Annotated in this window: 13 protein-coding genes and 1 pseudogene; 1 reads left to right on the top strand and 13 read right to left on the bottom strand. The window is 34.4% G+C overall.

The window, feature by feature from the left end:
- Positions 1–20 precede the first annotated feature (20 nt).
- Entirely contained in the window at positions 21–677 is a 657-nt protein-coding gene (locus tag HM982_RS12820) for an HAD family hydrolase (RefSeq protein WP_179353642.1), read from the bottom strand.
- Positions 678–831: 154 nt separating this feature from the next.
- On the opposite strand from HM982_RS12820, the gene HM982_RS12815 reads away from it, so the two are divergent.
- Positions 832–984, top strand: a complete 153-nt coding sequence (locus HM982_RS12815) for a hypothetical protein (protein ID WP_179353641.1) — start codon at positions 832–834, stop codon at positions 982–984.
- Between the two features lie 75 nt (positions 985–1059).
- Here HM982_RS12815 and acs read toward each other — a convergent pair whose 3' ends face one another.
- The 12 genes and pseudogenes from acs to HM982_RS12760 all read right to left on the bottom strand — a co-directional run bounded on the left by acs (position 1060) and on the right by HM982_RS12760 (position 13034).
- Entirely contained in the window at positions 1060–2967 is a 1908-nt protein-coding gene (gene acs / locus HM982_RS12810; RefSeq protein WP_179353640.1) for an acetate--CoA ligase, read from the bottom strand.
- Between the two features lie 107 nt (positions 2968–3074).
- Positions 3075–4970, bottom strand: coding sequence for an AMP-binding protein (locus HM982_RS12805; RefSeq protein WP_179353639.1), 1896 nt, complete (start codon positions 4968–4970; stop codon positions 3075–3077).
- Positions 4967–5191 carry a hypothetical protein gene (locus HM982_RS12800; protein ID WP_179353638.1) on the bottom strand — a complete coding sequence of 75 codons (225 nt, stop codon included), beginning with the start codon at positions 5189–5191 and terminating at the stop codon, positions 4967–4969. The genes HM982_RS12805 and HM982_RS12800 overlap by 4 nt, the downstream gene beginning before the upstream one ends.
- A 72-nt stretch (positions 5192–5263) precedes the next feature.
- On the bottom strand, positions 5264–5629 hold the full coding sequence (locus HM982_RS12795; protein ID WP_179353637.1) for a response regulator: 366 nt from the start codon (positions 5627–5629) through the stop codon (positions 5264–5266).
- 16 nt (positions 5630–5645) lie between these two features.
- Complete coding sequence (locus HM982_RS12790; protein ID WP_179353636.1) at positions 5646–8333, bottom strand: sensor histidine kinase; 2688 nt, start codon at positions 8331–8333, stop codon at positions 5646–5648.
- Positions 8326–8520 (bottom strand): hypothetical protein, encoded by a 195-nt coding sequence (locus HM982_RS12785; RefSeq protein ID WP_179353635.1) that lies wholly within the window; start codon positions 8518–8520, stop codon positions 8326–8328. The genes HM982_RS12790 and HM982_RS12785 overlap by 8 nt, the downstream gene beginning before the upstream one ends.
- A 111-nt stretch (positions 8521–8631) precedes the next feature.
- The gene (locus HM982_RS12780; RefSeq protein ID WP_179353634.1) at positions 8632–10398 is read right to left on the bottom strand and encodes a sodium:solute symporter family protein; all 1767 of its coding nucleotides are present in this window, start codon (positions 10396–10398) and stop codon (positions 8632–8634) included.
- Between the two features lie 31 nt (positions 10399–10429).
- On the bottom strand, positions 10430–10690 hold the full coding sequence (locus tag HM982_RS12775) for a DUF4212 domain-containing protein (protein WP_179353633.1): 261 nt from the start codon (positions 10688–10690) through the stop codon (positions 10430–10432).
- A gap of 12 nt (positions 10691–10702) precedes the next feature.
- Positions 10703–11950, bottom strand: a complete 1248-nt coding sequence (locus HM982_RS12770; RefSeq protein WP_179353632.1) for a hypothetical protein — start codon at positions 11948–11950, stop codon at positions 10703–10705.
- A gap of 109 nt (positions 11951–12059) precedes the next feature.
- Positions 12060–12362, bottom strand: a complete 303-nt coding sequence (locus HM982_RS12765; protein ID WP_179353631.1) for a helix-turn-helix domain-containing protein — start codon at positions 12360–12362, stop codon at positions 12060–12062.
- A gap of 18 nt (positions 12363–12380) precedes the next feature.
- Positions 12381–12479, bottom strand: a pseudogene (locus HM982_RS18725) (transposase-like zinc-binding domain-containing protein); the annotation flags it as partial.
- 201 nt (positions 12480–12680) lie between these two features.
- Positions 12681–13034 (bottom strand): DUF779 domain-containing protein, encoded by a 354-nt coding sequence (locus tag HM982_RS12760; RefSeq protein ID WP_179353630.1) that lies wholly within the window; start codon positions 13032–13034, stop codon positions 12681–12683.
- Between the last annotated feature and the right edge of the window lie 55 nt (positions 13035–13089).

Below are 13089 nucleotides of genomic sequence, written 5' to 3'. Positions count from 1 at the left end.
TTACACATTTAAAGCAAAGATTAAAAAAATAAGTCCTGTTTTGAATAGGCTAATTCACTAAAATCTGAAACAACCACATTAGCTTTTGAATAATCTTGACCTACAGAATGTTCACTTTTAAAACCAGCACAAAAAATACCCGCAGCATGTGCTGCTTGTATGCCATTTGTAGAATCTTCAATCACCATACATTCTGACTTATCAAACCCAGTAAATTCTGCTGCTTTGATAAAAATTTCGGGATGCGGTTTTGATTTTTTTAAATCTGCACCACTAAATTTCCCTGAGAAATACGGATTTAGTTCAAAACGATTAAATATACGTTCAATATTGGGCATGGAAGCTGAAGATGCCACCACTAATTTTAAACCGTTAGCGTGATAATCTTTGATACGCTCTAACACACCATCAATTAAGATTAAACTAGAATCGTTTTCAAATAAATATTTAAAGTGCTTTCTCTTAATACTAACCAAATCCTCAGGTTTATCCTTTAAATTAAAGTGATCCACAAGCCGTCTACAGATATTAATGGTCGACTGTCCTGTAAAGGATTCATAAAGTATATCATCAACTTCAATATTTACGTCATTAAACATTTGATAGTAAGCTTTTCGATGAAGCGGTTCAGTATCAACAATAACACCATCCATATCGAATAATACAGCTTTAAGCATAGGTTCTTTTTTTTGATTTTGGCTAAATTATTAAATTATTAAGAATTGAGTTACTTTCTCGTATTTTAAATGGTATTAATAAGTAGCCCCATCCATTAAAAAGAACAATTTATATAAAAACCCGTAATTTTACATTCCGATATATATTTTAATTATGGCTAAAAAAGGCAAAGAAAAGAACGGCAATAATAAAGCCAAGCACAGTAAACTTATTGCGCAGAAAAAGAATAAAATAAAATCTAAAGATGCTGAACGCAAAGCCCGTTTAAAGGCCATTGTTGAAAAAGCAAAAAATGCGAAGTCTTAATAATTAATTCGTTGATAAAAAAAAATCCAAAACTCTATTAGAATTTTGGATTTTAAAGCTCACTATAAAAATATTTTATTTTACATTATCAATAATATCTTGTACCACTTCAGGATTGAAAAGTGTACTAGTATCTCCTAATTGATCCGTTTCATTACAAGCTATTTTTCTTAAAATTCTTCGCATAATTTTACCTGAGCGTGTTTTAGGTAAGGCATCCGTAAACTGAATTTTATTCAATTTGGCAATTGGGCCAATTTGTTCTGTAATTAACTGATTTATCTCTTTTCGTAAATTATCATGCTTTCTACTCTCTCCTGTTTCTTTTAATGTCACGTAACCATAAAGTGCGTTTCCTTTGACATCATGTGGATAACCAACAATAGCACTTTCTGCAACTGCTGGGTGTTCATTGATAGCATCTTCAATAGGTGCGGTTCCTAAGTTATGTCCAGAAACTATAATGACATCGTCTACTCTACCCGTAATTCTGTAATAACCAACCTCATCTCGTAAGGCGCCATCTCCTGTAAAGTATTTACCATCGTAAGCTGAAAAATAGGTGTCCTTATAACGTTGGTGATCTCCCCAAATGGTACGTGCCATACTTGGCCAAGGAAATTTAACACACAAACGTCCATCTACCTGATTTCCTTTGATTTCTGCTCCATGCTCATCCATTAATGCTGGCTGAATACCAATAAAAGGCAAGGTAGCATAAGTTGGTTTTGTAGGTGTTGCAAAAGCGATTGGTGTAATCATGATGCCTCCAGTTTCAGTTTGCCACCAAGTATCTACAATTGGAGATTTTTTCTTTCCAACGTTATCATCATACCAGTGCCAAGCCTCTTCGTTAATTGGTTCTCCTACGGTTCCAAGCACTTTTATAGAGGATAAATCGTGTTTTTCTAAATGTTCAATTCCTTCTTTAGCTAAGGCTCTAATAGCCGTTGGAGCTGTATAGAATTGATTGACTTTATGCTTTTCTATTATTTCCCAAAAACGACCAAAATCAGGATAACTCGGTACTCCTTCAAATAATACCGTTGTTGCACCATTACACAAAGGGCCGTAAACAATGTAACTATGTCCTGTAATCCAACCGATATCTGCCGTACACCAATACACATCTTTTTCTCTATATTGAAAAACATTTTTAAACGTATAAGCTGTATAAACCATATAACCTGCCGTTGAATGTACCATTCCTTTTGGCTTACCTGTTGAACCTGAAGTGTATAGTATAAATAGTGGATCTTCAGCTTTCATGATTTCTGGCTCGCAACGCTTATCCGCACTATCTAATAAAGGTTGTAACCAATGATCACGGCCGTCTTTCATATAAATTTCAGAATTAATACGTTTCACCACTAACACTGAAGCTATGGTTGGACATTCTTCTAAAGCTTCATCTACAATGCCTTTTAAATCTATGGTTTTAGCGCCACGATAAGATCCATCACTAGTAATCACCATTTTACATTCAGAATCATTTATTCTAGTTGATAACGCTGTTGAAGAAAATCCTGCAAAGACCACAGAATGAATCGCTCCTATACGCGCACAAGCTAAAGTTGCAATAGCCAATTCAGGAATCATAGGCAAGTAAATGCAAACGCGATCACCTTTCTGAATGCCTTTATCCTTAAGCACATTGGCAAATTTAGAAACACGCTTATGCAATTGCTTATAAGTAATATGCTCTGCCTCTTCTGAAGGGTCATTGGGTTCAAAAATGATAGCGGTTTTGTCGCCTCTAGTATAAAGGTGTCTATCAATACAATTTTCCGTAATATTAAGTTCTGCGCCTTCAAACCATTTTATTTCTGGTTTAGAAAAATCCCAACTTAGCACGTTATCCCATTTTTTTCGCCATAAAAAATGTTCTTCGGCTATTTCTTCCCAAAATACTTCTGGATTCCGGACCGATTTACGGTACACCTGATAATATTCCTCTAAATGTTTTATATGATAATTACTCATGTTTTTATAATTTATTGTTGTTTATAAGTTCTCTAAAACACTACTATATGCTGTTGAAAACTCATTTTATTCGTTATTTATATTTCTAAAGATATTAAATTTAAATCTTAACTATGAATCCCTATTTTATGAATTTTATATACCGATTTGATTTCCTCTACAATAGTAACATCATCAATAGTAGAGGGGATATTAAACTCGAGATCATCGGCAATGTTCCGCAATAATTTCCGTAGGGTTTTGCCACTTCTTGTTTTAGGTAAACGCTCAACAACAAGAACATTTCTAAACGATGCTACAGCACCTATTTCGCGTCTGACGTCTTTTACGATTTCCCTTTGAGTTTGCTCTGCTTCATATACTTGATTTGTTTTTAAAACTACCAACCCCAAAGGCTTTTGCCCTTTTAAATCGCAGTGCACTCCAAAAACAGCACATTCTGCAACCGCTTTGTGAGAAGAAACAACCTCTTCCATCTCTGCCGTAGATAAACGATGTCCGGCTACATTAATAATATCATCTACACGACCTGTTATAAACACATAACCATCTTCATCTTTATAACCACCGTCTCCTGAAAAGTAATACCCTGGAAAACGATTTAAATAGCCAAATTTGAAGCGGTCAGGATTTCCCCAAAGATTACTTAAGGTTCCTGGTGGTAATGGTAGTTTAATAGCCACATAACCTTCTACACTTGGCTGCACTTCTTCACCTTCCTCATTTAATATTTGAATATCATAACCACATACAGGCAAACCTGCCGAACCTTCTTTTATAGGCTGTAAAGCCACACCGACCATATTAGCTAGCATAGGCCATCCACTTTCAGTTTGCCACCAATGGTCTATAACAGGTAAATTTAATTGTTCTTCAGCCCAATTTAATGTCGCTACATCACAACGCTCTCCAGCTAAAAACAAATATTTTAAACTAGACAAATCATATGGTTTTAGCAGACTACCAGTAGGGTTTTCTTTTTTTATAGCTCTAATCGCTGTTGGTGCCGTGAACATGGCTTTAACTTTATTTTCGCTTATTACACGCCAAAAAGTAGACGCATCTGGTGTTTTAATAGGCTTACCTTCAAAAACAATAGTTGTATTTCTATTTAATAAAGGGCCGTATGCTATAAAACTATGACCTACAACCCAACCCACATCACTAGCTGCCCAAAAAGTTTCGCCTTCATCTACGCCGTAGATATATTTCATTGAAAATTTAAGTGCTGTAGCATAACCTCCTGTATCCCTAATAATACCTTTCGGCGTTCCTGTTGTACCAGAGGTATATAAAATATAGCAAGGATGTGTTGATGCCACAGGAACAGCCTCAACAGAAGCTGATTGTTCCACTAAAGTTTTATAATCAGTATCATAGTCTTTTTTAGGAATTTCCACACCGAGTTCTCTATCAAAAACAATAACGTGTTGTGGCTTATTCTTGGCTTTTAAAATGGCTTCATCAACAAAAGGTTTATAAGGAATAATTCGTTCAATTTCTACGCCATTTGAAGCGGTTATGATAGCTTTAGGTTTACAATCATCAATACGAATCGCTAACTCATGAGGTGCAAATCCGCCAAATACAACCGAATGAATTATGCCTAGTCTCGCACAGGCTAACATTGAAAAAATAGCTTGTGGAATCATTGGCATATATATAATACAGGTATCCCCTTTTTTGAGCCCTAAATCTTGTAATCCTCCAGCTAGTTTTGAGACTTCGTAATGTAATTTATTGAATGTAATTTGTTGTTTTGTATTGGTAACAGGCGAATCATAAACTATAGCGTTTTGTTCTCCATAACCCTCTTTAATATGTTTGTCTATACACAAATAACTGAGGTTTAATTCGCCATCTTCAAACCACTGATTATAATCGTATTGATCTTTAGAAACTATAGTTTTAGGAAATTTAAACCAATCAATATTGTTAGCTTGGTTTTCCCAAAACACCTCAGGTTTCTGTATACTTTTTTTATAGAATTCTTGGTATTTCATGACTTTGCATTTTTAGAATTAAGCAAGCCAAACCAATTTGGGTTAAGCACTTTAAGTTTGATAAGCGCCCAAATAATTACCACAAAACAAATTCCCATAACTATCGAAAGCATAGGTGTTACATTGGTAATGTTTTCGTATTTAAACCGAATAAATAACGTCGTTATGGCATAGATACTAATGATAATATCTGATGCTAACGGGTTAATGTGAAATTTCATGTCTTTAAATTTTAATTAAACTTAGTTTGTTTGCACACAGAACTAATTTTAAGTAAGATTTAAAAGACTCTTTTAAGTAACAAGCTCCTGAATTTCAGAAACTATTTTCTTTACAGAAAAGGGTTTTGTTAAATATTTATCCGCTCCTAGACTTAACCCCTTTTCAATGTCTGAAGCTTTATTTTTAGCGGTTAAAAACACCACTTTTATGTGTTTTAAACTCTCTGTTTCTTTAATAAATGTTAGGGTTTGATACCCATCTACATTTGGCATCATAATATCTAACAGAATCACGTTAGGTGTGTGATGTTTTAATATTTCTAAAGCCTCACTTCCATCTCTTGCGATAAATACTTCAAAACCTTGTTTTTTGAATGTATATTCTAAAGACATCACAATATTAGGCTCATCATCAACAATTAAAATCTTCTTTGTCATACTTTAGGGCTTCAATTTAGTTAAAAGGGATTGTAAAAACAAGTGTTGCGCCATTTTTTATACCTTTTTTAGCCCAAATTCTTCCATTGTGCTTTTCAACAATTTGTTTGGTAATCGCCAAACCTAAGCCACTTCCCTGTGGTTTTCTTGTATTTTGATCTTGAGATTGATAAAATTTATCAAAAATATATAAGAAATCTTCTTCCGGAATACCCTTACCATTATCAGCTACAGAGATTTCAATTAATTGATTGCCTAATTTATAATCGACATGAATTTTTCCTGTTTTTCTTTCACAGAACTTTATAGCGTTAGATAATAGGTTGGTTAATACCTGAAGAATACGGTCTTCATCATAACTCAGTAAAAATGAATGCACATTATTATTAATAATCTGTACCTCTTTTTTTGCTGCAATTTGAGAAATACTAGCAATGGCTTTCACTATTGTTTTCTGAATATCTTGTTCTTGCATATCTAAATGCAAACCACCTGTTTCTAATTTTTCAAAATCTAAAATATTATTTATTAGACGTCCTAAACGGTCTGAATCCTGTAATATATTCTTTAAAAATTGTGCTTTAATTTCTTTAGGCATATCGTCATCATCCATAATAACTTCCGTTGCTGCTCGTATACCTGTTATTGGTGTTTTTAGTTCGTGGGCTACCGTATCTAAAAATTCATCTTTCTGTTTGTCTTTACTTATCAATTCTTCATTAGCTGCTTTTAATTGAGACGTCAACTGCGATAGTTCATTCGACTTATCTAAAAGCACTTTATTACTCACAATGTTTTCTTTAGACTCCTCTAAAATCTTTAAGACCTCAACTAAGCTAATCTGCTCTTCTTTAACCACACTTGCGATTAATATTTTAGCTGAAGCAGAACCTATACTTCCGGTTAATAGTTTTTCTGAAAAATTAATTAAACGCGCATCTGCCAACTGTGTATCTTGGGATAATTTATATTTTGTAAAAAAGATATTTAGAGCACGCGTCGCTTTTTTATCACCTAAAAATCGTGCTAAAACATTTTTAATATCCGCGACATAAGCTTCACCTTTCCACACCAAAGCACTATCTTGAAGATTGGTAAAATTCTTACTATCTACAAACATTTCAGCATAGTTACGCTCTCTATAATTCCCTTTAGAAGTGAGTGAGAATGTGAGGTAACAAAATAAATTCAAGCTCATACTCCAGAAAAAGGCATGCGAAGGTGGGCTTAAAAAATCGATTCCGAATAAAGCATACGGTTTTAAAGCTTCAATACCCATTAATCCATACTGACGAAAATCATCCGTACCCAAATAGGCCTCTAAAGTAAATGGCAGCACTAATGTGTACAAAGCAATAAAAAATCCTACAACCATACCTATAATTGCGCCTTTTGAAGAACCACGATTCCAATATAAACCGATAAAAAAGGATGGTGCTAATTGTGAAATAATGACAAAAGAAATTAAACCAATAGAATATAAAGACAGCGCTTTTGAAAATAAAACATAGAAGAAATACGCTGATATAATAATGGTAAAAATAGAAATCCGTCGAATGTTCTTAATATATTTTGAATTTCTTTCGGGTTGGTTTTTTATGAATTTATCTAAGAAACCATAAGGAATCACCAAATTGTTACTCACCATCGTAGATAAGGCCAAAGTAGACACCACAACCATAGAAATCACTGCCGAAAAACCACCTAAAAACACAAGTGTTGCTAAGAACATATTACCATGTTCTAATGGTAATAACAGCGTATAATATTCTGCATTTTCGGTATCACCAAAAGTTAGCTTACCTGCCCATGCTATAAAAATGACAAAAATATTAAAAAGCAATAAATACAACGGAAACAACCAAACGGCCTTTTTAAGATGTTTTTCTCTATTATTTTCTAAAACGGACACTTGAAATTGTCTTGGTAATAAGAAAATCACCATAAACGATAAGGCAATCATAAAAAACCAATTAAAGCCCTCTTCTATTTCTCCTAGCGATGTTAGTTCTTTAAAGTTATCTGTTACAGAAATTTTATTGTAAATATCAGTCGTTCCATCAAACAAATAAAATGTAATATAAGTTCCTATTGCTAAAAAAAACACCAATTTCAGCATGGATTCTAAGGCTACTGTTGCTACGATTCCTTTATGTTTTTCTGAAGCATCCGTATTCTGCGTCCCAAAAAAAGCAGCAAAAATAGCAAGCAATAAAGCAATGTAGAAGGTTGAATCGTCAATTACCGTTGTGGCAATAAAATTATTATCAACAGATAAAATCCCAAAGGTTTCGGAAACCGCCTTTAATTGTAATGAGATATAAGGTAAGGTTCCAAAGAGACAAATAACGGTGACTAAAGCTCCTAAAAATCGATTATTACCGTAGCGCAAAGAAATAAAATCGGCAATCGATGAAATTTTATGCTGTTTAGATATTCTTATAATTTTCCGCAATAATAAAATCCACAAAGGTGCTGCGATAACAGGACCTATATAAATAGGTAAAAAATCAATTCCGGAATTTGCAGCGATTCCTACACTACCATAATACGTCCAAGCCGAGCAGTAAACCGCCAAAGACAAGGTGTATACATAAGGGTTATTAACCCATTTACTTTGACGTTTTTTTTCAGCAAGAAAAGCAATGTAAAATAACACTGCCAAATAGATGATTATGATAATGACTACAGCGTAACTATTCATAATGACGTTTTAGAACGATATACGAAATCACTATAGATATCAACCAAAATGTAAATAAAGAAAAATACAACGTAGGAATCCCGAAAATAGCGCCTTCAAAATTAAAAATGAGGACAAAAGGAATATTGAATACAAAAAATAAGGCTATTGATAAAACCACCAATTTTTGCTCGTGACGTTTTTTCATGAATTCGTAATTATAAATAGAACCACTTAAATATTTACTAATATAAGAAATCAGTATTACAAAAATTGCAATACTGATTGTCTAACTAATTAAAATTAAAATAAAAAATTCTTAATGGTCTTGTGCTTCGCCTGCACCTGATGGAATCCTAATGCTTTCCACCATATCTTGAACTTCTTGAGGTGGCGCCAATGATATCCTTGAAATGACTACGGAGACAACAAAGTTGACGCACATGGCAATAGTTCCAAAACCTTCTGGGGAAGTACCAAACCACCAATCTTCACTAGTTCCACCGCCAAACATATCGAGTTTAAAACGCATCATATAATACATCATTAAGGTAATACCGACCACCATACCTGCAATAGCGCCTTCTTTATTCATTCGTTTATCAAAAATCCCTAAAATTATGGCAGGAAAAAAGGAGGCGGCGGCAAGCCCAAAGGCGAGCGCGACGACGGCGGCGACAAATCCTGGTGGATTAACCCCAAAGTAACCTGCAATTATAATAGCTACAAAAATTGAAATTCTTGCTGCGGCCAATTCCCCTTTTTCTGAGATGTCTGGTTTTAATTGTTTTTTAATTAAATCGTGAGAAACAGAGGTGGAAATCACTAATAACAAACCTGCTGCCGTAGATAACGCTGCGGCCAATCCACCGGCAGCTACTAAACCAATCACCCAATTTGGCAAGTTTGCAATTTCAGGATTTGCTAATACCATAATATCTCTATCGACATACAATTCATTTACAGCATCACTATTATTAGTTACTATTCGCTCTCCATGTTCACCTCTAGTATCTGCATAAATAGGCTTACTACTCGATAAAGCATCTCCGGCAACATATTGAATTTTACCATCACCATTTTTATCAGACCAAGCAATTAGACCCGTGTTTTCCCAGTTTTTAAACCACACTGGAATTTCATCATAACGTTGATTACTTACGGTCTCGATTAAATTAGTTCTTGAAAAAACAGACACCGCAGGTGCTGTTGTATATAAAATAGCGATTAAGAATAAAGCATATCCAGCAGATTTACGAGCATCTTTTACTTTAGGCACAGTAAAAAAACGCACAATAACATGTGGTAAACCTGCCGTACCAGCCATCAAGGCTAAAGTAATAGCAAATACATCCCAAGTAGTTTTGGTTCCGCTAGTATATTCATGAAATCCTAGCTCCGTGTGTAAAGCATCTAATTTATCGAGAAGAAATGCACCGCCTTCAACTTTACCACCCATACCAATTTGAGGAATAATATTGCCTGTCATTTGAAATGAAATAAAGAACGCTGGTACCATAAAAGCAAAAATTAATACGCAGTATTGAGCCACTTGGGTATAGGTAATTCCCTTCATTCCCCCTAATAAGGCGAATACTAAAACTACGGTCATTCCTATAAGCACGCCTAAAGTGATATCAACCTGTAAGAATTGTGAAAAGACAATACCAACGCCTCGCATTTGACCTGCTACGTAAGTAAACGAAACAATTAAAGCACAGATTACAGCCACTGTTCTTGCGGTGTTTGAATAGTATCTATCACCAATAAAATCGGGAACTGTAAATTTCCCAAACTTCCGTAAATAAGGTGCTAAGAGCAAAGCTAAAAGCACATAGCCACCTGTCCATCCCATAAGATAAACCGAACCATCATAACCGGCGAAGGAAATAATACCTGCCATACTTATAAAAGAGGCAGCACTCATCCAATCGGCAGCCGTTGCCATACCATTTGCTAATGGCGAAACACCACCACCTGCAACATAAAATTCTTTGGTTGAGCCAGCTCTAGCCCATATTGCGATTCCGAAATACAGCGCAAAAGTAATGCCGACCAATAACCATGTCCATGTTTGTACACTCATAATATTTTTATTTAATGTTGTTAGTTAAGGCTTACTCGTCGAAACCGTATTTTTTATCGAGTTTGTTCATAATTCTTACGTAAACAAATATTAATACTACAAATACATAGATTGATCCTTGTTGCGCAAACCAAAACCCTAGTTTAAATCCGCCGAGTTTAAATTGGTTAAGTTCTTCTCTAAAAAGTATGCCGCATCCAAAGGACACTACAAACCAAATGGCCTGAAGTATAAATAAATACTTGACGTTTTCTTTCCAATACGCTGTTGCGTGTTTTTGTTTATCACTCATAGTTTCTTTGTTTTATAGGTAAATCATGGCCTGAAGCGAAATAGTATTTGTATCTACCGCACCGAAACTTTGATTCATGTATTCTAAAGTTAATTTTGAATTATGTCCACTCATATAAGCGTTGATTCCCACACCTAAAGTAGACCTGTTATCACCAACCGCATCATAACTATGCGTACCGTAACTGAGGTAAGGTTGAAATCTTGTTTTTAATTTATCACCATTAAGCACATAACCTAAATGGCCGTAAAGCATACTACCTGTGCCGTAAGCACTATACAAATAGTTGGTTCCGTAGTCATTATTCTGATAGACAGCGTAAGCTGTAAGTGCACTTCCTTTTTCACCAATTGGCCTGTCGTAAAAAGCATCTACTGCAAATATGGATACATCCTCGCCTTCAAGATTTGGCGCTATGGCAGTACCAGTGTCAATTACTGCCCCTTCGGGATGTAAAAAGAAACCAGCACCGATATTGAAAACTTTTTTCTCACCTAAATAAGTTCCCACTTTATAAGGTAAAAAATTAGATTCTTGATCTAAAAAATGATAATCAAAATACCCTGCATAAGTTTTTCCTGCGGCTTTAGATCCAAGACTTGAACGACCATTATAAACCGCATCACCTCCTGCAACCGCTGTACGACCATCTAATGAAGATACTGAAGCATCATTTATAGCGACTCGATATTGTAGTTTATTGAATTTACCTTTCATAAACACCCCTAAATGTCTTGCAAACTGGTCAGAAAGACCAATGGTTGCCCAAGACTGACGGTTATTGTCTAGCGTCATGATATTAAGTGTGCTTTGATTGTTAAGTCTAGAAATTCCATTGAAATAATGTAGTCCACCACCCACCGTATGATCTTCAGCTAAACTGTATTGTGCCCAAACATCATGAAAAAAGAGTTGAGAACCATCACCTGTACCAGTTGGACTTAATGTAGAACTTGTTAAGCTGTTTAGACCAAAATGGGTGAGAATTAAAAAGTCTTTGTTTATTTGAGCAAACATTAAGACTCGTGCGCGACGTAAATTGAAGTTTAATTTACTGTTTTCATTTCCGTTACTATCAAAGGTTTCATCGGTGTTGTAATTCGCTTGGACTTGAGCCCAAGAAATTAGGCGCAGATATTTAGTGCCGTCTTCGTTGAATTTAAATTTAAGTCCACCAGAATAATCCGGTGAACCCTGAGCAATCATAAATTGAAAGAACATTATAAATAGTCCTATCAATAGAAAGGTAGACTTCTTCATGGTTAAAAAAGATTAGTTAGTACTTAAAATTAGTTCTGTGTGCACTACTAAGCTCTTAAAAACATGGGTTTAATTAATATTTTATATATTTATTTGTTAATTTGATATACTAATCTTTAAATCGCTCCCATTTAATCAACATAAATTTATCGCCTAACTCAGTAACAATAACCCCTGCGCCTTTTATATTTTCTGTTTCTGAAAAATATCGCCCAAGCTCACTAGCATTCAAAATCTTATACGTTGGGTGGTAATTAGTATTATAAGGCCGCTTAATATTGTATTTTTTTACCCAATTCATCACACTAACGTGAGAAATTCCAAGAATGCGCTCAATTTCTCTATAAGTGAGTCCCTCTAAATAAAGTTGTAAGGACTTATTAACGTAATAATCATCTATCTTCTTCCCCATCTTGTTAACCGTAAAATAATAGTTACATTTTTTACACTTAAAACGTTGTCTATTATTAACTATTCCGCTCTTAACATACTGATCACTACCACAATTTGGACATAAACCTATAGTCATATATACTTATTTAGCATAAATATATCAAATTAGCAATAAAAATCATACTAAATCGTTAAAATATTTACACTTTACTAAAAATAACAATCAAAAAGTATCAAATTCACTATTATACCTCGTAAAAATATTAAAATAAAAAAAAGAGCTTATACACCATGTATATAAGCCCTTTTGGATTAAAATTAGAAACAATGTTTACACTTAACTATTAAAATAAGTGTCTTCTTCTTTGGTTAATAAACGCGAATGAATAATAAACCGAAGCCCTAAAGGAATTTCTAACGAAAAACTAGCGCCTCGACCTTCTGTTACATCAACGGTTAAATGGGTATGTTTCCAATATTCAAATTGATCTTGATTCATATAAAAATCAACACCTGAAACATTACCTAAATGAATATCACTTTCATCTAAGTACATCTCTCCTTTTTCAAAAATCATTGGTGCAGAACCGTCACAACAGCCGCCACTTTGGTGAAAAATTAAATCCCCATGCTTGGCTTTTAACTGTTTGACAACTGCAACTGCTTTATCTGTTATTTCTACGCGTTTCATATATCAGTGGCTATTAAAAAATAAGGCTGAATTACTCCTACAAATTCAGCCTTAA

Origin of the sequence: Winogradskyella vidalii, from assembly GCF_013403955.1 — a bacterium.
GTDB lineage: Bacteria > Bacteroidota > Bacteroidia > Flavobacteriales > Flavobacteriaceae > Winogradskyella > Winogradskyella vidalii.
This window is presented reverse-complemented; position numbering and strand designations above follow the sequence as displayed.